Consider the following 25,688-nt stretch of genomic DNA (forward strand, 5'->3'; position numbering starts at 1 on the left):
GATCGGGCAAGGCATTCGCCGCTTGCACATAAAGTCGACAGGTGGCATGGAACAGATAGCGCCTTTTAATCATTCCACCCCTCAGGCTGCCTCCACATTTTTAAGGAGCGCATATCGCGGGGCTAAGGACAAGATCGGATTAGGCAAAGCATGACGTGTTTCGCTTTTGGGGAGTCTGCGACGTGTTTCATGAGTGCGACATCGCGATGCCGCGACACGCTCAACTTCTCACATTCACCCACCAAAGCCGTTGACGGCGTGCTCCCGTGGCGCCGAAAATCGCCATGTTGGTAAGCAAGCTGAATTCCCGAAGATCATCGCCCGCTGGTTCGCGATGGTTCAGCAAAGGTTCAGGATCAGCACGAGATAAAGCTGCCAAGTTGTTTCGATCCCTAAAAGCAATCTGAAACAAATCCCGGTTAAGACAAGCCACCCCTCACAAGAGTGCAGAATACGAGCCGATGTCATTTCATATTACGCCGACCGCCGCCGCCCGTGATTCAGAAACAAAGCAGATCGATCATAATGATTCGATCCGTTCCGCGTACTTCACGATTGAGGAGTTGAGGAACTGCGGGGCCGAGCTTTCCACATCCGGAGCCCAGGATCTGCCCGGCTTCATGGAGTTCGATTTCTTCGCGCGCCATCGTGAAAACGAAAAGGAAATCCTGCGGGTCTACCGCTCGACAGCCGTGGATTCAGAAAACGGGGCGACGATTACACCAGCCGCAGAGTGGCTGCTGGACAACCATTATGTGATCGAAGAAGCCATCCAGGAGGTCCGCCGCGACTTCCCGCGCAAGTTCTATCGTCAACTGCCGACTGTGAAGGTTGGCAACTCGACGATACCGCGTGTCATGGCACTCGCCTGGATTTACGTTGCCCATACGCACAGCACGATTTCACGCGAAAGCATGACGGCGCTGGTCGAAGGCTACCAAACGTCGAAGACCCTACAGATCGGAGAGCTCTGGGCTCTGCCATCCATCCTGCGGTTCGTCCTGATCGAAAATCTGCGCCGCATCTCCATCCGCGTCGAGCGTTCGCGCCGGATGCGCCAGAAGGCAAACGAGGTGGTCGACGAGATCATCCGTCTCAACGATGCCGACGCATCCGCTGCCCTGCTCAAGCAGATCGAATCTCTCGTCAGCGACCCGACCTTTTCCACCCAGTTCCTCTATCGCCTCAGAAACGGATCGCAGACATCAGGTTTTGCGCTGAACTGGCTCGAAGAGCACCTGAGCAGCATTGGCACCGACGCCGAAAACATCATGATGGCGGAGCATAACCGCCTTGCGTCCGGCAATGTGACGATGGGCAACATCGTCAAGAGCCTGCGCGAAATCGACGATACCGAATGGTCCGTCTGGTTTGAGGAAGTCAGCCATATCGACAAGGTTCTGCGTGAGCAGACCGATTATGAAACGCTCGATTTCGGTTCGCGCAACACCTATCGCAATACGGTCGAACTTCTGGCGCGCCGTTCGCCAAAGACGGAGATCGAAGTGGCGCAGGCCGCCGTCGATATGGTCACGGACGCCGTAAATTCCAGCGAAAAACAGCCGCATGCGCCCAATGTCGGAAGTTTTCTGATTGGTGAACGTCGTGAAGAGCTGGAAAGAAAAATACAATACAATCCGCTCGTTTCGCAACGCATCGTTCGCTTCATGAGCAAATTCAACTGGGTGTCCGTCGCGGTGCCGGTTATCGCTCTAACGGCTTTGGCGCTTGTCATCGTAGGCTGGTTTTTGGCAGACGCTGGCATGCCCTGGTATGTCATCACGGCATTTTTGTTGATGTTCGCTCTGCCTGCATCGGAAGGTGCAACGGGACTGTTCAACACGGTCGTGACTTCTTTCGTCAAACCGTTTCGTCTTGTTGGCTATGAGTTCAAGGAAGGTATTCCCAAGGACGCCTGCACCCTTGTAGCGGTGCCCTGCATGATCACCAGCCGCGACAGCGTCGACGAGATGATCCGCAACATCGAAGTGCATTACCTCGCCAATCCACACGGCGAAATTTATTTCTCGCTGATCAGCGACTGGCGCGACGCACCGTACGAACAATCGCCCGAAGACGTCGAAATTCTCGAATATGCCAAGCGCGAAGTGGCAGCTCTCAGCGCCCGTTATGCGTTCGATGGCAAGACACGCTTTTTCCTTCTGCATCGTCGCCGCCTCTACAATCCGGCGGAAGGCAGCTGGATGGGCTGGGAACGCAAGCGCGGCAAGCTGCATGAACTGAACATGCTGTTGCGCGGCGACAAGGACACGACCTTCCTCAACGGCGCCAACATGGTGCCTGCGAACGTCAAATATGTCATGACGCTGGATGCCGACACGCGCCTGATGCGCGATGCCGTCACCAAGCTCGTCGGCAAGATGCATCACCCGATCAACCGCCCGGTCCACGACCCCGAGACCGGCCGTGTGGTCCATGGCTACGGCCTGCTTCAGCCGCGCGTGACGCCGTCGCTCACCACCGGCAAGGACGCCTCCGTCTTCCAGCGCGTCTTCTCCATCAATCGTGGTATCGACCCGTACGTCTTCACCGTTTCAGACGTCTATCAGGACCTGACCTCCGAAGGCACCTTCACCGGCAAAGGCCTTTACGATGTGGACGCTTTCGAGACAGCCCTGAAGGGCCGTATCGATGAAAATGCCGTTCTGTCGCACGACCTTCTTGAAGGCTCGTTTGCCCGTTGCGCTCTGGTGACGGATGTCGAACTGGTCGAAGACTTTCCGACCCGTTATGAGGTAGAAGTGTCGCGTCAACACCGCTGGGCGCGTGGCGACTGGCAGTTGCTTCCCTACATCATGGACATGAAGCGCGGCGTGACCGGCATTGGTCGCTGGAAGATGATCGACAATCTTCGCCGCTCGCTGACCCCGATTGCCTGGTTTGCAGCGTCTGTCCTCGGCTGGTATTTCATGGGCCCGGTCGGCGCATTGATCTGGCAGATTCTATTGATCTTCTCGTTGTTCGTCGCGCCGACGATTTCTCTGGCAGCAGGCCTCGTACCACGCTCCACCGATATCGTACCACAGGCGCATTTCCACACACTATGGTCTGAAATCCGGGCTACCAATGCACAGGTTGCGCTGCGTATCGTCTTCATCGCCGATAGTGCTTGCATGATGGCGGACGCCATCGTCCGCTCGCTCTATCGCCTGTTCGTCAGCGGCAAGCTTATGCTGGAATGGCGCACGGCTGCGAGCATTCAAGGCAGCGCACAGGGTAGCATTCTCGATTATTACCGACAGATGTGGCACGCGCCTGTCGTTGCCCTGATCGGCCTCGCCTTCGCAGCGCTTCCCGGCGATAACGCCTTCCTAGTGGGCCTGCCCTTTGCCTTGCTGTGGGTCTTTTCGCCAGCAGTGGCTTGGTTCGTCAGCCAGTCTGCCGAAACCGAAGATCGTCTATTCGTGTCGGAACATGTGTCGAGCGAATTGCGCAAGATCGCTCGCCGCACGTGGCGCTATTACGAAGCCTTCGTCACTGCAAACGAGAACTATCTGCCGCCGGACAACTATCAGGAAACACCTGAGCCGATGGTTGCGAGCCGCACCTCGCCCACCAACATCGGCGTCTATCTGCTATCGGTCATCTCGGCCCGTCAGTTCGGCTGGATCAGCTTTTCTGAAACCGTCGAGCGGATGGAAAAGACCATCGAGACGGTCGAGAAGATGGAGAAGTATCGCGGTCATCTCTACAACTGGTACCACACAGACACGCTCCAGACGCTCGGGCCCAAATATGTCTCGGCAGTCGATAGCGGTAACCTCGCCGGTCATCTGATCGCCATTTCTTCGGCATGCCGCCAATGGGCGGAGGCGACGTCGGCTCACCTTCAAGGCAATCTCGATGGCATCGGCGATGTCGCCGGTATCCTGCGTGAAACGCTGAAAGAGCTGCCGGACGACCGTAAGAACTTGCGTCCGCTGCATCGTCGTCTGGAAGAGCGCATCATCGGGTTTTCCAACGCCTTGGCCTCCGTCAAGCGCGAACACGAATTTGCATCGATCCGCGTCATCAATCTGGCGGTTCTAGCACGCGACATTCAAAAACTGGCGTCCAACCTCAATCTCGAGGTCAAGAACGAACAGAGTGCTGAAATCACCCGCTGGGCACAGTCTCTTGTCGATTGCTGCGAAGCGCATATTTCCGACAGCGCGTTTGATCTTTCCACGATCGATCCGCTGCGTGACCGCCTGATGTCGCTCCAGGAACGCAGCCGCGATCTCGCTTTCACGATGGATTTCGCTTTCCTTTACCGCAAGGATCGCCGCCTTCTTTCCATCGGTTACCGAGTGGACAGCAAGGAACTGGACGAAGCCTGCTACGACCTTCTGGCATCCGAATGCCGCCTCACCAGCCTGTTTGCGATTGCCAAGGGCGATCTGCCGACAGAACACTGGTACCGTCTCGGCCGTCAGGTTGTTCCGATCGGCGCGCAGGGTGCTCTGGTCTCCTGGTCAGGCTCGATGTTCGAATACCTGATGCCACCGCTCGTCATGCAGGAACGTCACGGCGGTATTCTGAACCAGACCAACAATCTGATCGTCAAAGAACAAATCAACCATGGTCGCCGTCTCGGCACGCCATGGGGTATTTCCGAAGCCGCCTTTAACGCACGCGATCACAACATGAACTACCAGTACACCAACTTCGGTGTGCCGACGCTTGGCCTCAAGCGTGGTCTGGGCCAAAATGCCGTGATCGCGCCCTACGCCTCCATCCTTGCATCGCAGTACGATCCGGATGCAGCTCTCGAAAACCTCGAGAAGTTGCGCAAGCTGGGCGCACTCGGCCAGTATGGCTTCCATGATGCGGTAGACTTCACGCCGACCCGCGTACCAGATGGCAAGGTCTGTGCCATCGTCTACAACTACTATGCCCACCACCATGGCATGTCGATTGCAGCCGTTGCCAACGTCGTTCTCGACGGTGTGTTGCGCGAACTCTTCCACGCCGACCCGGTGATCGAAGCGGCCGAACTGCTGCTTCAGGAAAAGGCGCCGCGCGAAGTGCCTGTGATGAGTGCCAAATACGAGCCGGAAACACCCGGTAAGGAACAGGCAGACCTGTTGCGCGCAGAGGTGCGGACAATCGCCGATCCTGCTGTGCGTGACCGTGACGTCGTGTTCCTGTCCAACGGCCACTACTCGACCATGCTGACGGCAACGGGGGCCGGTTACTCCAAGTGGAATGGCCTGGCTATCTCGCGCTGGAAGGCAGACCCGACCGAAGATCGTTGGGGCACGTTCCTGTTCCTGCGCGATACGACATCGGGCGAATGGTGGAGTGCGACAGCAGAACCGCGCGTTGCCGAAGGTGAAAAGACCAAGACGGTCTTCACCGACGACAGAGCCGAATTCCACAAGACGGTTGGCGACCTACAAAGCGTGGTCGAATGTATCGTTGCGACCGAGCACGACGCCGAAGGCCGCCGCGTAACGCTCCTCAATGTCGGCTCTGAAGACCGCTACATCGAAGTGACCTCCTATATGGAGCCTGTCATTGCCAATGACGACGATGACAGCGCTCATCCGCTGTTCTCGCGCATGTTCGTGCAGACGGAAATCGGCAAGCGTGGTGATGTCATCCGCGCCTGGCGCAACAAGCGCAGCCCAAGCGAGCCGAGCACGGTCATCGCGCATCTGGCGGCAGACAATGCTGGCCCTTCCCGGCCGACCGAATTCGAAACGGATCGTGCCAAGTTCCTGGGACGTGGCCGTTCGCTCGGTGAAGCGGCAGCCTTCGATCCGGGTGCGACCCTGTCGGGAATGGACGGGTTTACGCTCGACCCGATCCTGTCGTTGCGCCGCGTCGTGCGCGTGCCTGCGGGCAAGAAGGTCAGCGTCATCTTCTGGACCATCGCTGCACCAAGCCGCGAGGACGTCGACAAGGCGATCGATCGTTATCGCCACCCCGATGCCTTTGCGCATGAACTTGTACATGCCTGGACCCGTACACAGGTGCAGATGCGCCACGTGGGCGTGTCTTCGCAGCAGGCGGCAGCGTTCCAGCATCTGGCCCGTTATCTCGTCTATCCCGACATGCACCTGCGTGCCGATGCCGATACGCTGAAAACGGGTCTAGCCTCACAGCGTTCGCTCTGGCCATTGGCAATCTCGGGCGATTTCCCGATCTTCAGCCTTCGTATCAACGACGATATGGACATGGATATCGCGCGCGAAGCCCTCAGTGCGCATGAATATCTGCGCGCCCGTGGTGTCATTTTCGATCTCGTCATCGTCAATGAGCGCGCGGCCTCCTATGCTCAGGATATGCAGCACGCGCTGGACTTCATCTCCGAAGCGCAACGCCGCATCAATCCGGCAGACGGTGGCAGACAGCACGTCTTCTCCGTTCGTCGCGATCTGATTGACGAAGAAACATGGACGGCTTTGCTGGCAGCGTCCCGTGTCGTTCTCCACGTTCGCAACGGCAAGATCGTCGATCAAGTCAACCGCGCCGTCTCGTTGTTCGCAGCCCATCGTGGGCCTGAAGGCAGCGAGTTGGCTGGCGCACGTCTTCCTGCCAAGGTCTTCCCGGTCGCAGAAGCGATCGAAGATGCGCAGGATCTGGATTTCTGGAACGGCTTCGGTGGCTTCACCAAGGCTGGTGACGAGTATGTCGTGCGTCTGCACGGTGGCCAGGCCACACCGCAGCCATGGATCAACGTCATCTCCAACGAACGTTTCGGCTTCCATATTTCGGCCGAAGGTGCGGGTTTCACCTGGAGCCGCAACTCGCGTGACTACCAGCTGACGCCGTGGAGCAACGATCCGGTCGTCAACCGTCCGGGTGAAGCGATCTACGTCGCAGACGTCGAAAGTGGAAAGGTGCATTCGCCCTTTGCAGCGCTGTCGCGCAACCCGCAAGCGGTTTTCGAAACCCGTCACGGCCTTGGTTACTCGGTGTTCAGAAGCGTCGAAGACGGCCTCGACATAGAAGTGACGCAGACCGTCGATCGCGAAAAGCCGGTTAAGCTGTCGCGCCTGACCGTACGCAATGTCGGCACCCAGAACCGCCGCTTGCGAACCTATGGGTACGTCGAATGGGTCCTTGGCAACAACGCACAGAAGTCGGCACCTTTCATCCTCAGCACGCATGACGAGGAAACCGGTGCACTGTTTGCATCCAACCCTTACAGCATCGACTATAACGCCCGTGCCGCCTTCCTTTCCATGGAAGGTCCAGCGAACGCCTTTACCACCAGCAAACGCGAGTTCATCGGTCGTTACGGCTCGATCGTCGCGCCGCAAGCCGTCGTTTCAGGCGCAGCCCTTTCCGGCACCCTTGAACTCGATGGCGCACCCTGCGCCGCCGTCATGCAGGAAATCCACCTGAAACCCGGTGAAGAACGCCATGTAATGTTCTATCTGGGGGATGCCGATACCGCAGACGAAGCCCGCGATCTCGTCAAGGACATCCGCCAGTCGGACTTCGATGCAGTGCTCAATGCCAACAAGGACTATTGGAAGGGCTTCACCGGCCAGTTGCAGGTGTCCACACCGGATGCCGGCTTCAACCACATGGTCAACAGCTGGTTACCCTATCAGGCGCTCGCTTGCCGCATTCTGGCCCGCACTGCCTTTTACCAATCCAGCGGTGCCTTCGGCTTCCGCGACCAGTTGCAGGATACGCTAGCATTCCTTCTCTACCAGCCGGACCTTGCCCGCGAACAGATTCTGCGCGCAGCCGGACGCCAGTTCGCGGAAGGTGATGTCCAGCATTGGTGGTTGCCGTTGACGGGTGCCGGTGTGCGCACGACCATCTCAGATGACGTCGTTTGGCTCGCTTACGCCACCCATCAGTACATTGCCGCCACCGGCGACAAGGCCATCCTCGAAGAAGACATTGCGTTTCTCAAGGGTCAGGCTTTGACGCCCGGTCAGCACGATGCCTTCTTCCAGCCGGAGACCAGCGAAAAGACGGCAAGCCTCTACGAACATGCCGCGCTGGCGCTTGATCTTGCCATCCATCGCACAGGTGAAAACGGCCTGCCGCTCATTCTGGGTGGCGACTGGAACGACGGCATGAACCGTGTGGGCGTGGCTGGCAAAGGCACCAGCGTCTGGCTCGGCTGGTTCCTCGCAGGCACCTTGCGTGACTTCATCGAAATCGCGCAGGAACGTCGTGATCTCGACCGGGTCGAAAAGTGGAAGACACATCGCGACAAGCTGCGGGCAGCACTCGAAACCGCTGGCTGGGACGGGGAATACTATCGTCGTGGTTACTTCGATGATGGCACGCCGCTCGGCTCGATCACCAGCGAGGAATGCCGCATCGATTCGCTGGGCCAGAGCTGGAGCGTTCTATCCGGCGAAGGCGAAGAAAAGCGCTCCGTTCAAGCGATGGACGCGGTCATGAAGGAACTTGTCGATGAAGAGACAGGCATCATCCGCCTCTTCACGCCGCCCTTCTCCCGCTCTCCGCAGGACCCGGGCTACATCAAGGCCTATCCGCCGGGCGTCCGTGAGAACGGCGGTCAATATACCCACGCGGCAACCTGGGTTGTTCTGGCCTTGGCCAAACTGGGCCGCAACGAAGATGCATGGAAGTGCTTCTCCTTGCTCAACCCGGTCAACCACGCCCTCGACCGACCATCTTCAGAAACGTACCGTGTGGAACCCTATGTGGTCACCGCGGACGTCTATGGCGCCGGCGCCTACGCGGGTCGTGGTGGCTGGAGCTGGTACACCGGCTCTGCCGGCTGGCTCTACCGCGCGGCCGTCGAAGGTATTCTGGGCATCACGCGCGTCGATGGAAAGCTGCACATCGCACCGTCATTACCGCAGGCCTGGGATGGCTTCTCGGCAAAGATCACTCTGGAAGGCAAAGTCCGCGAGGTCGCCGTGACGCGCAACGAAGGCTCGGCGGAAGTCGAAGTGTTGATCGACGGTAAGCCGGTCTCCGGAACCGGCAAGGCCATCGCCTTCGATTGATAAAAAAGGGCTTCGGCCCCGTCCCCTCAACAAAAAGCCACGGCACCGAAAAGTGCCGTGGCTTTTTTGTCTTGAAAAGAACGGCCTCAGCGCGTGCCGAAAATGGCCGACCCGACGCGCACGCTGGTTGCACCAAATTCGATGGCCGTCTCGAAATCACCCGACATGCCCATGGACAGCTTTTCCAGGCCACATTCCCGGCCGAGTTTAGCCAGCAGCGCAAAATGCGGGCCGGGATATTCCTCTGCCGGTGGAATGCACATCAACCCTTCCACATTCAGCTTCAATTCGTCGCGGCACATGCCCACGAAAGCCACCGTCTCACGCGGGTCGATGCCCGCCTTTTGTGGCTCCATTCCGGTATTGACCTGCACATAAAAGCGCAGTGTCTTTCCCTGCTTGTTGCACTCATCGGCAAGCGCACGCGCGATCTTTTCACGATCGACTGTCTCGATGACATCGAACAACGCGACAGCATCGGCCGCCTTGTTGGATTGCAAAGGACCGATCAGATGCAGTTCGATGCCGTCTGTCTTTTCCTTTAATGCAGCCCACTTGCCCTGCGCTTCCTGCACCCGGTTTTCACCGAATATGCGCTGGCCGCAATCGATCACGGGCTGGATCATGTCGGCATCGAAGGTTTTTGAGACAGCAACGAGGTTGACGCTACCGGCCTTCCGGTCCGCTTTTTCCGCAACCGCCGCAATCCGCTGCGTGACATCTTCAAGGCGCGCTTCGATTTCCATGTCAAACCTTCACTTTAGCAAGCAATAGGGGTTTCAGTAGCCGCCACTTGCCTTGATGCCAAGCAACAATGTCACCATTTGAACCCTGCTGACCAAGATTGCGCCATCGCACGCCCTGCCAAACTTGACGCATAGGCCGTTTCGTGGTGAAGGTCAGCGCGAATTTTCCCCTTGATACCCGGATTTCAGAAGTATGGCCATCGAACGTTATAATCCTCGCGACGCCGAGCCGCGCTGGCAGCAAAAATGGAACGAAGACAATGTCTTCGTGACCGACAACAGCGACGCCCGCGAGAAATATTACGTTCTTGAGATGTTTCCATATCCATCCGGCCGCATCCACATGGGCCATGTGCGCAATTACGCGATGGGTGACGTGGTGGCGCGCTACAAGCGTGCGCGCGGCTACAACGTTTTGCACCCCATGGGCTGGGACGCCTTCGGCATGCCGGCTGAAAATGCGGCCATGCAGAACAAGGTCCACCCGAAGGACTGGACCTACCAGAACATCGCAACCATGCGCGGCCAGTTGAAATCCATGGGTCTGTCTCTGGACTGGACCCGTGAATTCGCCACCTGCGATGTTGAATATTACAGCAAGCAGCAGGCGCTGTTCATCGACTTTATGGAAAAAGGTCTGGTTTACCGCAAGCAGTCCAAGGTCAACTGGGATCCGGTCGATCATACGGTTCTGGCCAATGAACAGGTCATCGACGGTCGTGGCTGGCGCTCCGGTGCGCTGGTGGAACAACGCGAACTGACGCAATGGTTCTTCCGCATTACCGATTTCAGCCAGGATTTGCTGGATGAGTTGGACCAGCTCGACCAATGGCCGGAAAAAGTCCGCCTGATGCAGAAGAACTGGATCGGCAAGTCGGAAGGCCTGTCGCTGCGCTGGCAGACGGTTGCTTCAACTGCGCCCGCGGGCTTTGACGACATTACCGTTTATACGACGCGCCCTGACACGCTGTTCGGCGCATCGTTCCTTGCCATTGCAGCCGACCATCCGCTGGCAAAAAAGCTGTCCGAAAACAACGCCGAACTGGCCGAATTCTGTGACGAATGCCGTCGTCAGGGCACGTCCCTGGCTGCGCTGGAAACGGCGGAAAAGCGTGGTTTCGACACCGGTGTAAAGGTCGCGCATCCGCTCGATCCGTCGTGGGAACTGCCGGTTTATATCGCCAATTTCGTGCTGATGGATTACGGCACCGGCGCCATCTTCGGCTGCCCGTCCGGCGACCAGCGGGATCTGGATTTCGCCCGCAAATACGATCTGCCTGTGGTCGCCGTGGTGATGCCGGAAGGCGAAAATGCCGCCACCTTTACCGTGGATGATACGGCTTACGTCGATGACGGTGTGATGATCAATTCGCAGTTCCTGGACGGCATGACGACCACGGATGCCTTCGAGGCCGTGGTGTCGAAACTGTCCGCCCAAACGCTTGGCACCGAGCCGCAGGCAGAACGCAAGGTCAATTTCCGCCTGCGCGACTGGGGTATTTCCCGCCAGCGTTACTGGGGCTGCCCGATCCCGGTCATCCATTGCGAAGTCTGCGGCGTGGTTCCTGTTCCCAAGAAGGACCTGCCGGTCAAGCTGCCTGATGATGTGACCTTCGATGTGCCCGGCAATCCGCTGGATCGCCACCCCACATGGCGGCATGTCTCTTGCCCGCAATGCGGCCACGATGCGCGTCGCGAAACCGACACGATGGATACGTTCGTCGATTCCAGCTGGTATTTCACCCGCTTCACGGCACCATGGGAAGAACAGCCGACCGATCCGAAGGTCGCCAATCGCTGGCTGCCGGTCGATCAGTATATCGGCGGCATCGAGCATGCGATCTTGCATCTGCTCTACTCGCGCTTCTTCACCCGCGCCATGAAGGCAACCGGCCATGTGGATGTGAAGGAGCCCTTCAAGGGCCTTTTCACGCAGGGCATGGTGGTGCACGAAACCTACCGTCTTGGCGAAGGCCAGAACGGCCAGTGGGTCGTGCCTGCTGATATTCGCATCGAAGAAAATGAAGGAAAACGCCGCGCTTTCCTGCTGTCCGGCGGTGAAGAGGTTCAGATCGGCTCCATCGAAAAGATGTCGAAGTCGAAGAAGAACGTGGTCGACCCGGACGATATCATCGCATCCTATGGTGCCGATACCGCCCGTTTCTTTGTGCTGTCGGATAGTCCGCCAGAGCGCGACGTCATCTGGTCGGAATCCGGTGTCGAGGGCGCGCACCGCTTCGTGCAGCGTGTCTGGCGCATCGTCGGTGAAGCTGCGGAAGAACTGAAGACGGTAAAGCCTGCGCCCGCATCGCAGGGCGAAGGCCTTGTTATATCAAAGGCCGCTCACAAGACGCTGAAAGCCGTTCAGGATGACCTCGACAAGCTTGCCTTCAACAAGGCGATTGCCCGCATCTACGAACTGGTCAACACGCTGGCAGGTCCCTTTGCCGAGATTGCCAATGGCGGTAAACCGGAAGACGTGAAGGCTGCCGCCCGTGACGCCGCTGAAATTCTCGTGCGCCTGATCGCGCCGATGACGCCCCATCTGGCTGAGGAATGCTGGGTGGCGCTCGGTAACGAAGGCCTCGTCGCTCAAAGCCCTTGGCCTGAATTCGTACCCTCCCTCACCCAAGAAAATGATGTGGTCATGCCGATCCAAATCAATGGCAAGAGGCGTGGCGAATTGACAATCGCGCGCGATGCGGATCAAGATGCCGTCTGCGCAGCCGTGCTTGAACTGGACGCCGTCAAGACGGCGCTCGCAGGCGCGACGCCCAAAAAGATCATTGTGGTTCCACAAAGGATTGTGAACATTGTTGTCTGATGCCTATTCCAGATGGGGCCGCATAGCAGCCGCAATCTCCGTCGTTTTGTTTGCTGGCGTTCTTGCCGGGTGTCAGGTGCGCCCGCTCTACGGTGAAGCCTCCGGTACCCGCCAGAAGCTGGAAAGCGTCAGCTTTGCCGGGGCCAGCGATCGTATTACCCAGGAAGTGCGCAACCATCTTGTCTTCTTAGCCTATGGTGGCGCAGGCGCCCCGAAGACCAAGGACTATACGGTGAAGCTCACCGTCAGTTCCAGCGCCACATCGACCGAGGTCACCGACGACACCAGCCTGTCGATCAGTCGCAACAACTATGACGGCCCGTATCCGGGCCGCGTCAGCATGACCGGCACCTACGTCATCACCCGCGTTTCGGATGGCAAGGTCATGCGATCAGCCACCCGCGCCGTGACCGCCATGCTCGATTTACCACAGCAGGAATTCGCAAAGATTCGCGCCATTCGTGATGGTGAAAACCGTGCAGCACGGGAGCTTGCCGAAATCATCGGTACGGATATCGCCGCCACTCTCAGCCGCTGAGATCCGTTTCATGACGGAAATCAAGTCGCATGAATTCGAACGCTTCGCCGAAAAACCGGCGGAGCGTTTTCGCATTTTTGTTCTCTACGGTCCAGACCGCGGCCTTGTCTCAGAACGAGCGTCGCTCATAGCGTCAAAAACCGGCATTGATCCCAACGATGCCTTCGCATCGCTAAAGCTGAGCGTATCCGATCTTCACGGCGATCCAGGTAGACTTCTGGACGAGGTCAACGCCATCGGTCTTTTCGGCGGCGAGAAACTCGTCTGGGTCAAGGGTGCTGCTAACGAGAAGGCACTCGTCGATGCGCTGCAGGTTCTCGCTGACAGTCCACCAGAGGCCAGCTTCCTCATCATCGAGGCGGGCGACCTCAAAAAGGGAACCGGACTTCGCAAGATTGCAGAACCGTCGCGCGCCATTGCCGCCATTCCCTGTTATGCAGACGATGCGCGTGCTCTCAATGCTCTCATCGATCAGGAACTTTCGACAGAACATCTGCGCATCTCGCCAGCGGCGCGACAGAGGCTGACAGAATCGCTCGGCGGCGACAGGATCGCCTCGCGCAACGAGGTCCGCAAACTCGCACTGTATTGCCGTGGCCATGATGTGATCGAGGAAGACGATGTGATGGCCATCATAGGCGATGCCAGCACCGTCTCGGCCGACGATGCCGTTGACGCCATTTTAAAAGGCGACCGGAACGCCTTCTTCCACGCCACGCAAAAGATTATCGCGTCAAAAACGCCGATCTTTCTGGTACTGCAAGGTTGCCTGCGCCAGTTCCAGCTGCTTGACCAGATGCGGGCTGAAATGGACGACAAGAAACAGCAGGCCGGCCAGGTCATGCTGACCTTGGGACGCGGCATTCACTTCCGCCGCAAACCCGTGATCGAGCGGGCCCTTCGGACGTGGCAGCCGGCGGCGATTGCGCGTGAGATGAACCGATTGCAGGCAGCGATCCTGCAAAGCCGCCAGCGGCAAAGCCTGGAGGAAAGCGTCGCCTTGCTGACACTCCTCTCCACCACTCTCCAATCCGCCCGCGCCGGATAACACCAGCAGACACTAAAAAGCCTCCGCGGCGCGAACCGGAAGGCTTTCTTTCACATGTTATTTTTTGTTAGTCGCCCTTACCCGGCTCTGCCGAGAAGTAGAGATCAAGCTTACCTACGACGCCGTCCATTTCCTTGGCTTCCGCCAACGGGTCACGCTTGACCGTGATATTAGGCCAGATTGCCGCGTATTCGGCGTTGAGCGTCAACCATTTGTCGAGACCTGGTTCCGTATCCGGCTTGATGGCTTCTGCGGGACATTCCGGTTCGCATACACCACAGTCGATGCACTCATCGGGGTTGATCGCCAGAAAATTCTCGCCCTCATAGAAACAGTCCACGGGGCAGACTTCGACGCAGTCGGTATATTTGCATCGTATACAGTTGTCGGTCACGACATACGTCATGAGGAACTCCAGATATGCAGGCCGAACCAAAGGGCTTGAGAGGCAAGCCTCCGCCCGGAATTCAGACAGGGCAATTTTGCAAGTGAGGTAATGCCTTTGTCACAATATAGCAAGGACAAACGGTTTCAAAAAAACGGCTCATGTGAGTGAATTATTCCAACGCACGGCAATGTGTTTCACCGGACTCTTTTTGATGCGACGGTTATTGTTCGGAGCCTTCCCCGCTATCCAGGATAAACCGGTCGAGCGCACGTCGTTCTTTCTTCGTCGGGCGCCCGCTGCCCGGCTCTCGCATTGCCTGCTCGAAAGGCGTTATATGGTCGTTTGGTGCAGGTGGTGGCGTCTGGTCGTCATAGAGAAGCTTTGCTTCCTCATAAGGGCCACGTCGCTCGCCGGAGGCCAGAACGACAAGAATGCGGCTTGAACGCTCCAAGGACAGTTCCAGCCTGTCACCCAGCTTCAGCAAATGACTCGATTGGCGCACCGGATTGTCGTTCACCCTGACATTGCCAGACCGAATATAACTCTGGGCAAGCGAACGAGATTTGATAATCCGGGCGAAGAACAGCCACTTGTCGAGACGCTGACGGCCTGCATCCTGTTGCTGCTGCTTCTCAACCATTGAGCATTTCCAGGATAAATGTGCCTCGGCTTTCCATCCAGACCTGCAATAAAAAAAGTAAAGCCTTTCGCTCTTTTCAGAAGGCGAAAGGCTTTATCCTTATTTTTTCAGCTGGTCTTTCAGGGCTGCGAGCTTGGCAAAAGGCGAATCCGGATCCAGCGGCTTCTCCTTGCGTGGTGGCTTGGCTTCGAAACGCTGCTGACCCTGCGGCTTGCCGCCCCGGTCGTTGCGATCAGGCCTATCCTTGCGCTCGCCACGATCAGGGCGATCATTGCGATTGCTGTTGTTGCGGTCTGGACGACCATTGTCGCGTTTGCGATCTCCGTCACGCTTGCGGTCGCCATCGCGGGCAGCACCATCACGCGGCGCAGCTTTTCGCTCTTCAACGCCCTCTGCACGACGTTCGCCTTGGCCACGGTTGCCGGGACGTCTGTTATCGCTGCGCTGGGTGTCGTTACGACCACCAGGACGCCACAGCAGAACCGGCTTCGGCTCGGCGACTTCGGCAGGCGCCGCGTCGGTTGCTGGTGCTTCAGCCGTCTCGGCCTGAGTTTCCTCTACAGGACCGTCTGCAACCGTTTCGGTCGTCGGCGCGTCCTGTGCAGGTATCTCCGCGTCCGCGTCGTCATGCGCTGACGTTTCTTCAGATGGCGCAGCGCCAGCAGACGCTTCAGCCTTTGCAGCATCAGCGTTCTGACCAAGGAATGTAGCGGCCTCTTCTGCGCTGATCTGATCAGCGCGGTAACCGAGACCCTTCAGAATTTCTTCCATATCGTCAAGTGTCGCGCCGAGAATGGACAGCATGGCTGTGGTTGTCGTGAAACGACGACCATCATAGGCACCTTCTGGCCGTGGCTGCGTGCCAGGCTTCCACTGCAACAGCGGACGGATGAGATCGGCCAAGCGCTCCAGAATGTCGATCCGCACGGCGCGCTTACCAAGGAAGCGGAAGCCGGCGAGTTTGTAGAACATACGCTCATAGCTTGCGTCCGTCACGACAGATGTACGGCCAGCGGCAAGAACCGGAATGAGATCGCCATAGCCGGGCGTGCCCAGACCATCGTTCTTCAATGCCCATAGAAGTGTCACCAACTCTGCCGGAGCAGGCTTTAACAGCGCGGGCAGGAAAACATGGTAGGCGCCGAAGCGAATGCCGTAGCGGCGCATGGAGGCGCGTGCGTCCTGATCCAGCGTCTTGACCTCTTCGGTCACGTCGCGACGGAACAGCACACCCAGATTTTCCACAAGCTGGAACGCCAGACCCTTCGCCAGACCCTGAAGGTCTTCGGCACGGGAAATATCATCCAGCGGCTTCAAGATGGTTGCGATTTGGTGGTTCACAAAACGCTCGATGCGGGCAACGGCGTGGTCGCGCGCATTGCCGCTCAACTGTTCGTCGGCCAGCATGATGACACGCGGCTTCATGATATTATCGCCAGACGTCAGACGAGCGACTGGCTCACCCAGCCAGCGGACCAGACCATCAGAGCTTAACGCAAGATCGCCGTTGCCACTGGCATGCAGGCGCGCAGCACGCGCCTCATATTCCAGCGCAAGCGCCTTTTGCGCTGCGCCTTGCACAGCCTTGGCATCTGGCCCTTCAGCTCCGGCTACCGGTGTAAACCGGAAACCCGCCAATTGGCCGACATGATGTCCTTCAACAAAGACATCACCATTCACACTGATTTCAGCTTCAAGCATCGCATTCTCTCTTAGGCGCCTCATGAGCACAGATGTCCTGCGATCAACAAAGCGTTTCGTCAACCTTTCATGTAAAGCATCGGACAATCGATCTTCGATTTCCCGAGTCTTTTCTTGCCAGTGTGTCGGATCGGCAAGCCATCCTGGGCGGTTTGATACATACGTCCATGTTCTGATCTGCGCAATCCTTGCAGAGAGCGTATCGATCTCTCCGTCGGTGCGGTCCGCCCGCCGCACCTGTTCGGCCATGAAATCCTCATTGACCGCACCGCGTTTCACGAGGTCGAAGTAGAGTGTCGAAATCAAGTCGGCGTGCTGTGCTGGTGCGATACGGCGAAAATCCGGTAAGGCACAGGCTTCCCAAAGTTTTTCCACGCGCGCAGCGTTGGTGGTTATGTCCACGATTTCGGGATACCGCGCAAGATGTTCCAGTGCCTGCTGGTCGATTGCAGGGAGTGCACGTGTCAAACCCTGAACGGTCGGCGCTGCATCGAGACTTGCGCACAAATTGATGATCGATGAATAATCAAAGTTCTTCGTGCGCCATTGCAGAACTTTGACCGCATCGAACTGATGTGATTCGACCCGGTGGACAAGCTCGTCATCAAATGGATCGACTTGGCCCGTCACGCCGAATGTGCCATCGCGAAGGTGGCGACCAGCGCGTCCGGCAATCTGTCCCATTTCACCGGCATTCAGGTTGCGAAACTGATAGCCATCGAATTTGCGATCCTGCGCAAAGGCGACATGATCGACATCGAGGTTGAGGCCCATGCCGATGGCATCGGTCGCGACGAGATATTCGACATCACCGTTCTGATAGAGCCCCACCTGCGCATTTCGAGTACGCGGCGACAAAGCACCCAACACCACAGCCGCACCACCACGCTGACGGCGTACCAACTCGGCAATGGCGTAGACCTCGTCTGCGGAAAACGCGACGATGGCGGTACGCTGTGGCAGACGGGTGATTTTCTTCTGACCGGCATAAAACAACTGCGAAAGCCGGGGACGCTCGACCACGACGATACCAGGCAAAAGCTTTTCCAGAATGGGCCGCATGGTGCCAGCGCCCAGAAGCAATGTCTGTTCACGTCCGCGAAGATGAAGAATGCGGTCGGTGAAGATATGGCCGCGCTCGAGATCACCAGCCAGTTGCACTTCATCGATGGCGACGAAAGCGGCTGTCGTCTCACGCGGCATCGCTTCGACGGTACAGACGAAATATTGCGCTTTGGGAGGACTGATCTTTTCTTCGCCGGTAATCAGCGCAACGTTGGGCGCCCCGACCTTCTCGACAAGCCGCGTGTAGACCTCGCGGGCAAGCAGCCGCAAAGGCAGGCCGATGACACCGCTTCCATAGGCAACCATGCGCTCGATGGCATAATGCGTCTTGCCGGTATTGGTGGGTCCAAGAACGGCCGTAACACCGCGGCCGCTCAAGATCATGGGACGAGAATTCAACGTATTATCCGTAAGTTCGACTGAACTGTTGTTTGAGAACCATTCGGAAACGTTCCGTCCGCCTCTGACAACACACATGGCAATCGCAACGCTCAAAGGCAAGGCATAACCGAGCGAAAGGCGCGTTCGCCTCGGTTTTTGCCATCCAACCACGACTTAGAACATGCTGCGAACGAATCAGCGACGAATTGCTAAAGTTGCGGATTCAGCTTTTGTTCACGGCAATATATGGCCTACCCGAACCCGCTACCCACCAAATCCTGAATCGGGGTAACTCGATTAAAGTGGCTGACCGGCCAGCAATCTAGGGCCACCCTTTTCATTGGTACCAGCCGCCTGCCCAATGAAGTAGGATTTGAGACGCGGAATTCTGTCCACGATGCCCAAGCCGAAGTCGCGCGCCACACGAATGGGTCCGACATCATTGGAAAACAGCCGGTTCAGCACGTCCGTGGTGATGCCCATGCGCACCGTGTCGAATCGCCGCCAAGACTGGTAGCGCTCCAGCACGTTCAGCGAACCGATATCGAGGCCGAGACGATCCGCTTCGACCACGGTTTCGGCCAGCGCCGCGACATCTTTGAAACCGAGATTGAGGCCCTGCCCCGAAATCGGATGAATGCCATGCGCCGCATCACCGGCAAGTGCCAGACGGGGCGCCACGAAGGCGCGGGCCAGCGTCAGCCCCAGCGGAAAGGCCCGCCGTGGGCCAACAGGGCGGATAGGCCCCAACTTGTGACCGAAACGCCGCTCCAGCTCTTCCTCGAATACCAGATCATCGGAGGCCACCAGTCGGTCGGCATCCGCCGTGCGCTCCGTCCACACCAGCGACGAACGATTGCCCTTCAGCGGCAGAATGGCAAACGGGCCGGACGGCAGGAAGTGCTCTTCGGCGCAACCGTCATGCGGACGTTCGTGTTCCACGGTGGTAACGATGCCGGACTGATCGTAAGTCCAATGGACCGTCTTGATGCCAGCCATATCGCGAAGCGCCGAGCGGACACCATCGCAGGCCACCAGCAGTCGTGTTTCCAGCGTGGAGCCATCGGAAAGCGTCACGAGATTGCTGCGATGTCCGGCCTCGAAGCCGGAAACACCCAAGCCGTGGCGGATCGTAACGCCAAGCCGCTCGCATAGCCCGCGCAACGCGCTGACCATGGCGACATTCGGCACCATGTGCGCGAACGGCTGTCCGTCTGCGACGTCCCCATCAAAGGTCAGAAACACCGGGCGGACCGGATCCGATGTTCTGGAATCCGTCACGATCATCCTGTTGATCGGCTGCGCTTCCGGAATCAGTTCCTGCCAGACACCGAACACATCCAGCATCCGCGATGCTGCCGCGATGATGGCCGACGCCCGCATATCCTTCTTCCAGACATCCGCCGGCGCGGCCTCGATGACTTCGACGCTCAGATGAGGCGCGCCCTGCTTGATGGCAACAGCAACGCCCAGTCCAACATATCCGCCGCCTGCAACAACCACATCCAGCATCGCGTCTCTCCCTGCATTCTTGTGCATATTAACAAGGCACTATAGACCATGCACTCACGTCTTCCTACAGCTGGAGCATGTCGAAAATGTCGCGCCCCTTTGAAAATACAGCGCCGCTGGAAAATCTCATTTCCACGCTGGATCTCGAAAAACTTGAAGAAAACCTGTTTCGCGGCACGAGCCCACAGGTCGGCTGGCAGCGGGTTTTCGGCGGTCAGGTCATTGCCCAGGCACTGATGGCCGCCCAGCGCACGGTTAGCGCGGAACGCTTCGTTCACTCCCTGCACGCCTATTTCATGCGACCGGGTGATCCACTCGTCCCCATCATCTATCAGGTAGACCGCATCCGTGATGGCGCAAGCTTCGCCACCCGCCGCATCGTTGCCATCCAGCACGGCAAGCCGATTTTTTCCATGTCGGCCTCCTTCCAGATCGACGAGGATGGTTTTGATCATCAGGCATCGATCCCCAAGGTTTTACAGCCGGAAGAACTGATGAGCGAAGAGCAGATGCGCGACGCGTTTCTGGCCAAGGCACCGCCCGCCATTCGGAAATATTGGGAAAACAAGCGTCCCATCGAAATTCGACCCGTCTCGCTGGCGCATTATATTTCAAAGGAAAAGCTCGATCCGAAACAAGATATCTGGGTAAGAGCCGTCGGTCAGGTCCCGGATGACCGGCATTATCAGACGGCCGTTCTTGCCTATCTCTCCGACATGACCCTGCTCGACACATCCCTCTACGCCCATGGAACGACGATTTTCGATCCGGCCATCCAGGCTGCTAGCCTCGACCACGCCATGTGGTTCCATAGGCCTTGTAAACTCGATGACTGGTTGCTCTACACTCAGGACAGCCCTAGCGCCTCAGGTGCACGCGGCTTGACGCGCGGCAGCCTCTTTACACGCGATGGTGTTCTGGTCGCATCCATGGCGCAGGAAGGCCTGATCCGCAAAATAGCAAATGATTAATTTTTGATCATTTCTTTAAATTTGCACAGCGATTGCGCGAGATCGGTGCAATTTTTTGCCCATTTTTCAGTCTTATTTATTATTATCATTTAAAATCAATAACTTAAAAAAACCGCCTCGAATTGGCACGCGCCTTGAATGTAGGGGATTAGTCGCTGTTACTGATCAGCCAGCGTCGAGGAGAATCGGCTCTGCGCCGAGGACAAACAAAGGATGGGAAACCAGATGAAAATTGTGATGGCCATTATCAAGCCGTTCAAGCTGGACGAAGTGCGCGAAGCACTGACCGGCGTCGGCATTCAGGGCCTTACGGTGACCGAGGTCAAGGGTTACGGACGCCAGAAGGGGCACACCGAAATCTATCGCGGCACCGAATATGCGGTCAGCTTTCTTCCCAAGTTGAAGATTGAAATCGCCGTTGCTTCCGATCTCGTCGAAAAGGCTGTCGAGGCCATCGCAGCGTCTGCCAAGACGGGACAAATCGGCGACGGCAAGATTTTTGTCTACTCGATTGAACAGGCCGTGCGCATCCGTACCGGCGAAACAAACACAGAAGCGCTTTAAGCTCGGCTGACAGGGGAGTTTTCAAACCATGCAATTCAACAAAATTTCAACACTCGGTCGGCTCAGCGCCGGTGCGGCGGCTCTTCTCGCCCCCGCTTTTGCCTTTGCCCAGGACGCTGCGGCGCCCGCAGTTGCGGCGGCCGCAGCTGCGCCTGTTCCCGATAAGGGCGACACCGCTTTCATGTTCGTCGCCACCATCCTCGTTTTGTTCATGATCATTCCAGGTCTCGGCCTGTTTTACGGCGGTCTCGTCCGTTCCAAGAACATGCTGTCGGTCCTCATGCAGTGCACCGTGATCGCCGCTTCGGTCATGATCATCTGGGTCGTCTACGGTTATTCCTTTGCCTTTGGCGGCTCGGAAAGCCCGTTCTTCGGCGGCTTTGCCAAGATGTTCCTTTCCGGCGTTACCAAAGACAGCACGGCTGCAACCTTCTCGCAGGGTGTCGTCATTCCTGAATACATCTTCGTGATGTTCCAGATGACCTTTGCTGCCATTACGCCAGCGCTGATCATCGGCGCCTTTGCCGAACGCATCAAGTTCTCCGCCTCGATCCTGTTCTGCATTCTGTGGGTGACATTCGTCTACTTCCCGATCGCGCACATGGTCTGGGATGCGAAGGGCTACCTCTTCGGTCTCGGCGCGCTCGACTTTGCTGGCGGCACAGTCGTTCACATCAACGCCGGTGTTGCCGGTCTGATCGGCGCAATCATGGTCGGCAAGCGTACCGGCTTCGGCAAGGACATGATGGCCCCTCACTCCATGACGCTGACCTATGTCGGCGCAGCCATGCTGTGGGTTGGCTGGTTCGGCTTCAACGCCGGTTCCAACCTCGAAGCCTCAGGCGGCGCGATGCTCGCAACCGTCAATACCTTCGTTGCAACGGCAGCGGCCATCCTGTCATGGTGCCTGGTGGAAACCTTCACACGCGGAAAAGCATCCATGCTGGGTGCTGCATCCGGCATGATCGCTGGTCTGGTTGCCGTAACACCGGCCGCCGGTATCGTTGGTCCAATGGGCGCGATCGTCATGGGCGCCATCGTCTCGCCGCTGTGCTACTTCTTCGTCTCAGTGGTGAAGAACAAGTTCGGCTATGACGACACCGCAGATGTGTTCGGCGTTCACGGCGTCGGCGGCATCTTCGGCGCTCTCGCAACTGGCATTTTCGCAAGCGCTTCGCTTGGCGGCATCGGTTACGCTGGCGAACAGACCATGAGCGGCCAGTTCATGGTTCAGGCTCAGGCTGTCGTCATCACACTTTTGTGGACCGGCATCGGCTCTGCCATCCTCTACAAGGTCGTCGACATCATCGTCGGTCTGCGCGTTCCGGTCGAGGCCGAACGCGAAGGTCTCGATCTGGCCTCCCACGGCGAAGCGGCTTACCACTCTTAAAGTCGTCCGGCATGCGATCGGTTTAGATCCGCAGCGCACCAAACAAATGAAAAGCCCGGCGATCGCCGGGCTTTTTTTTGTTTCAAACATGAATGGTTCAGACTGATTTTGCATGGTTAATGCCATATTAACCACCAAGCCGGTACTTTGCCCTGTCATCCCGTCTGCGCCAAACCGTGTGCGGACCCCGGAAGCAACAAAGAACGACAGGTTCAGGATATGGACAGAGTGACCTCTCCGACATTTGATGGTCGTGATAACCGCTTCGTGCTGACGGCATTTGTCGTGCGCCAAATGATGGCTTTGTGTGGGTTCGCCGTCTTGGGCGCGCTGACACTGGGCATCACGGCATTGGCCACGTGGAATGTCGCGGATCCCAGCCTGTCCTACGCCACCGGCAAAGCACCCACCAATTTGCTGGGACATGGCGGCGCTATCTTTGCCGATATCATGATGCAGTTCTTCGGGCTTTCGGCGCTCATCGCCATGCTGCCAATTCTCGCCTGGGCATTTGCGCTCATTTCCGGCCGCAAGTTCAACCGTATTCCCGCCCGTCTTGTCGCCTGGGTCAGCGGCGCTTTCATCGCATCCGCATCGCTTGGTTGCTTCCCAGCACCGCTGACATGGCCACTGCCCAATGGCATTGGCGGCGTCATCGGCGATATGATCCTGCGTTTCCCAGCTCTCTTCATTGGCGCCTATCCCACCGGCACCTTCGCCACTATCCTCGGCGCTATCTTCGCAGTGCCTGCCACATGGCTCATGCTGTTCGCCTCCGGCCTCCTTGGCTCTCCGGATGACGAGGACGATATCCTCGTCGCACAGACGGCAGCGCCCAGCAAAGCGCGCAAGGTGCAGGAGGTCGCGGATGAGGAAGAAGACGATGGCGACGGCTTCTTCGGCAGCCTGCTCGCTTTCGGCGCAATGACTCACTACTGGTATATTACCCAGGCCCGCTTCCGCCGCCTGTTTGGCCTTAAGCCGAAGTCAATGCGAAACGAGTTCGAACAACCGTACGACTTCAACGACTACGAGTTTGGAACGCTGAACGAGCCATCGCGTCTGAAGACGGCCATCAACCGGCTGGAACGTGCCGACCCATCCTTTGAAGAGCGTGCCGAAGCCCGTGCGCGGCGCGAGATCTCGCCGCCATCGATTTCCATGGATGACGAGGAAGGCAGCGACGAAGACGACGACAGCCTGCCCGATGGCGTTCTGTCCGGCGATGCGAAGTTCGTGGCCCGTCCACCAGCTGGCCAGACCCGCATCACCCCGCCATCTGCCCGTCCCAAACCAAGCGAGCGGGTTGCTCGTGACGCCCAGCCTTCCTTTATCGCCAGAGACGGCTTCCAGCTTCCTTCCGTTCATCTCCTCGCAGAGCCCAAGAGCGTTGTTCGAGACAACACGCTGAGCGCGGAGGTTCTCGAGCAGAATGCCCGCAGGCTGGAGGGCGTTCTGGAGGACTTTGGCGTCAAGGGAGAGATCATCCATGTTCGCCCAGGCCCCGTCGTCACGATGTACGAACTGGAGCCGGCACCAGGCATCAAATCATCGCGCGTAATCGGCCTGGCCGACGATATCGCTCGCTCCATGAGCGCCATCGCCGCACGCGTCGCCGTCGTTCCCGGCCGCAATGCCATCGGCATTGAACTGCCGAACAAGATCCGCGAAACGGTCTATCTGCGCGAACTGATCGCCTCGCGCGACTTCGAAAACAACAAAGCCAAACTGCCGATGTCGCTCGGCAAGACGATTGGCGGCGAAGCCGTCATCGCCGATCTGGCCAAGATGCCGCACTTGCTTGTCGCCGGCACCACGGGCTCGGGTAAATCTGTCGCTATCAATACCATGATCCTCTCGCTGCTCTACCGCATGACGCCGGAACAGTGCCGCCTGATCATGATCGACCCGAAGATGCTGGAACTTTCCGTCTACGACGGTATTCCGCATTTGCTCTCGCCTGTTGTCACCGATCCGAAGAAGGCCGTCGTAGCGCTGAAATGGACCGTGCGCGAGATGGAAGAGCGCTACAAGAAGATGTCGAAGATCGGGGTCCGCAACATTGATGGCTTCAACACCCGGGTCCAGCAGGCGATCGACAAGGGCGAGGTTCTGACGCGCACCGTCCAGACCGGTTTTGACCGCCAGACCGGCGAGGCCATGTACGAGACCGAAGAATTCGACCTGAAGCCGCTACCCTATATCGTCGTCATCATCGACGAAATGGCCGACCTGATGATGGTGGCCGGCAAGGACATCGAAGGTGCGGTACAGCGTCTGGCGCAGATGGCCCGTGCCGCCGGCATTCACGTCATCATGGCCACGCAGCGTCCATCAGTGGACGTCATCACCGGCACCATCAAGGCCAATTTCCCGACCCGTATCTCCTTCCAGGTTACCTCCAAGATCGACAGCCGTACCATCCTAGGCGAACAGGGTGCTGAACAGCTGCTGGGCATGGGTGACATGCTCTACATGGCGGGCGGCGGGCGCATCCAGCGCGTCCACGGTCCCTTCGTGGCCGACAACGAGGTCGAAGATATTGTCGCCTACCTAAAGACCCAGGGATCGCCGGAATATCTCGAATCCATCACCGAAGAAGATGAGGACGAGGATGGCGGAGGCCCTGCGGGCACGAGCAACATGGCTGATTCGGAAGACCCTTACGATCAGGCGGTTGCCGTCGTGCTGCGCGATGGAAAGGCGTCCACCTCCTATGTGCAGCGCCGTCTGGGCATCGGCTATAACCGCGCCGCATCGCTCATCGAGCGTATGGAACAGGAGGGCATCATCGGCCCTGCCAACCATGCCGGAAAGCGTGAAATTCTGGTACCGACCGAACAGGATTGATACGCGGAATCTCGTATTTGCAGGGTCCCATCAGGCGTGCGTCCGTTCACGACGATGTCAGCAACCAAGACAACGTTCCGGCGTTATATCGAACGGTTATGTCATGAAGCCGCCGC

At 58.0% G+C, this 25,688-nt stretch carries 13 protein-coding genes; 8 read left to right on the forward strand and 5 right to left on the reverse strand.

Translation table 11 applies throughout. The features are described from left to right. The first annotated feature begins 461 nt into the window (after nucleotides 1-461). The gene (locus RMR21_RS13635; protein ID WP_498668515.1) at nucleotides 462-8,954 is read left to right on the forward strand and encodes a glycoside hydrolase family 94 protein; all 8,493 of its coding nucleotides are present in this window, start codon (nucleotides 462-464) and stop codon (nucleotides 8,952-8,954) included. A gap of 86 nt (nucleotides 8,955-9,040) precedes the next feature. Here RMR21_RS13635 and RMR21_RS13640 read toward each other — a convergent pair whose 3' ends face one another. Next, nucleotides 9,041-9,700, reverse strand: a complete 660-nt coding sequence (locus RMR21_RS13640) for a YggS family pyridoxal phosphate-dependent enzyme (RefSeq protein ID WP_498668516.1) — start codon at nucleotides 9,698-9,700, stop codon at nucleotides 9,041-9,043. Between the two features lie 193 nt (nucleotides 9,701-9,893). On the opposite strand from RMR21_RS13640, the gene leuS reads away from it, so the two are divergent. Genes leuS through holA form a run of 3 tightly spaced genes read left to right on the forward strand, consistent with a single transcriptional unit; the run spans nucleotide 9,894 to nucleotide 14,110 of the window. Further along, entirely contained in the window at nucleotides 9,894-12,524 is a 2,631-nt protein-coding gene (leuS, locus tag RMR21_RS13645) for a leucine--tRNA ligase (RefSeq protein ID WP_498668517.1), read from the forward strand. Continuing rightward, a complete protein-coding gene (locus RMR21_RS13650; RefSeq protein WP_498668518.1) occupies nucleotides 12,517-13,062 on the forward strand; it encodes a hypothetical protein in 546 nt (181 codons plus the stop codon). Before leuS ends, RMR21_RS13650 begins: the two co-directional genes overlap by 8 nt. Nucleotides 13,063-13,072: 10 nt before the next feature. Then, on the forward strand, nucleotides 13,073-14,110 hold the full coding sequence (gene holA / locus RMR21_RS13655; RefSeq protein ID WP_498668519.1) for a DNA polymerase III subunit delta: 1,038 nt from the start codon (nucleotides 13,073-13,075) through the stop codon (nucleotides 14,108-14,110). A 67-nt stretch (nucleotides 14,111-14,177) separates the two neighbouring features. Here the strand turns inward: holA and fdxA are convergent, their stop codons facing one another. From fdxA to RMR21_RS13675, 4 genes are all read right to left on the reverse strand, one after another. After that, nucleotides 14,178-14,516 (reverse strand): ferredoxin FdxA, encoded by a 339-nt coding sequence (gene fdxA, locus RMR21_RS13660; RefSeq protein WP_498668520.1) that lies wholly within the window; start codon nucleotides 14,514-14,516, stop codon nucleotides 14,178-14,180. Between the two features lie 202 nt (nucleotides 14,517-14,718). Continuing rightward, nucleotides 14,719-15,138 (reverse strand): RNA-binding S4 domain-containing protein, encoded by a 420-nt coding sequence (locus tag RMR21_RS13665; protein ID WP_498668521.1) that lies wholly within the window; start codon nucleotides 15,136-15,138, stop codon nucleotides 14,719-14,721. 99 nt (nucleotides 15,139-15,237) lie between these two features. Then, the gene (locus tag RMR21_RS13670) at nucleotides 15,238-18,288 is read right to left on the reverse strand and encodes a helicase-related protein (protein WP_498670170.1); all 3,051 of its coding nucleotides are present in this window, start codon (nucleotides 18,286-18,288) and stop codon (nucleotides 15,238-15,240) included. 294 nt (nucleotides 18,289-18,582) lie between these two features. Further along, nucleotides 18,583-19,797, reverse strand: coding sequence for a ubiquinone biosynthesis hydroxylase (locus RMR21_RS13675; protein ID WP_498668522.1), 1,215 nt, complete (start codon nucleotides 19,795-19,797; stop codon nucleotides 18,583-18,585). A gap of 86 nt (nucleotides 19,798-19,883) precedes the next feature. Here RMR21_RS13675 and tesB point away from each other — a divergent pair, with 86 nt between their 5' ends. The 4 genes from tesB to RMR21_RS13695 all read left to right on the forward strand — a co-directional run bounded on the left by tesB (nucleotide 19,884) and on the right by RMR21_RS13695 (nucleotide 25,572). After that, complete coding sequence (tesB, locus tag RMR21_RS13680; RefSeq protein ID WP_498668523.1) at nucleotides 19,884-20,768, forward strand: acyl-CoA thioesterase II; 885 nt, start codon at nucleotides 19,884-19,886, stop codon at nucleotides 20,766-20,768. A gap of 213 nt (nucleotides 20,769-20,981) precedes the next feature. Beyond that, nucleotides 20,982-21,332, forward strand: a complete 351-nt coding sequence (locus RMR21_RS13685) for a P-II family nitrogen regulator (protein ID WP_174154308.1) — start codon at nucleotides 20,982-20,984, stop codon at nucleotides 21,330-21,332. Nucleotides 21,333-21,360: 28 nt separating this feature from the next. Further along, nucleotides 21,361-22,722, forward strand: a complete 1,362-nt coding sequence (locus tag RMR21_RS13690) for an ammonium transporter (RefSeq protein ID WP_498668524.1) — start codon at nucleotides 21,361-21,363, stop codon at nucleotides 22,720-22,722. A 219-nt stretch (nucleotides 22,723-22,941) separates the two neighbouring features. Continuing rightward, complete coding sequence (locus RMR21_RS13695; RefSeq protein ID WP_498668525.1) at nucleotides 22,942-25,572, forward strand: FtsK/SpoIIIE family DNA translocase; 2,631 nt, start codon at nucleotides 22,942-22,944, stop codon at nucleotides 25,570-25,572. The last annotated feature ends 116 nt before the right edge of the window (nucleotides 25,573-25,688 follow it).

This window comes from Agrobacterium sp. rho-8.1 (genome assembly GCF_033957725.1).
Classification (GTDB): domain Bacteria; phylum Pseudomonadota; class Alphaproteobacteria; order Rhizobiales; family Rhizobiaceae; genus Agrobacterium.

Bases quoted from the DNA above. Each gene is read 5' to 3' on its own strand.
- RMR21_RS13635 (WP_498668515.1), top strand. From the start codon at position 462: ATGTCATTTCATATTACGCCGACCGCCGCCGCCCGTGATTCAGAAACA.
- RMR21_RS13685 (WP_174154308.1), top strand. From the start codon at position 20,982: ATGGGAAACCAGATGAAAATTGTGATGGCCATTATCAAGCCGTTCAAG.
- RMR21_RS13695 (WP_498668525.1), top strand. From the start codon at position 22,942: ATGGACAGAGTGACCTCTCCGACATTTGATGGTCGTGATAACCGCTTC.
- holA (WP_498668519.1), top strand. From the start codon at position 13,073: ATGACGGAAATCAAGTCGCATGAATTCGAACGCTTCGCCGAAAAACCG.
- leuS (WP_498668517.1), top strand. From the start codon at position 9,894: ATGGCCATCGAACGTTATAATCCTCGCGACGCCGAGCCGCGCTGGCAG.
- tesB (WP_498668523.1), top strand. From the start codon at position 19,884: ATGTCGCGCCCCTTTGAAAATACAGCGCCGCTGGAAAATCTCATTTCC.
- RMR21_RS13640 (WP_498668516.1), bottom strand. From the start codon at position 9,700: ATGGAAATCGAAGCGCGCCTTGAAGATGTCACGCAGCGGATTGCGGCG.
- fdxA (WP_498668520.1), bottom strand. From the start codon at position 14,516: ATGACGTATGTCGTGACCGACAACTGTATACGATGCAAATATACCGAC.
- RMR21_RS13690 (WP_498668524.1), top strand. From the start codon at position 21,361: ATGCAATTCAACAAAATTTCAACACTCGGTCGGCTCAGCGCCGGTGCG.
- RMR21_RS13670 (WP_498670170.1), bottom strand. From the start codon at position 18,288: ATGATCTTGAGCGGCCGCGGTGTTACGGCCGTTCTTGGACCCACCAAT.
- RMR21_RS13675 (WP_498668522.1), bottom strand. From the start codon at position 19,797: ATGCTGGATGTGGTTGTTGCAGGCGGCGGATATGTTGGACTGGGCGTT.
- RMR21_RS13665 (WP_498668521.1), bottom strand. From the start codon at position 15,138: ATGGTTGAGAAGCAGCAGCAACAGGATGCAGGCCGTCAGCGTCTCGAC.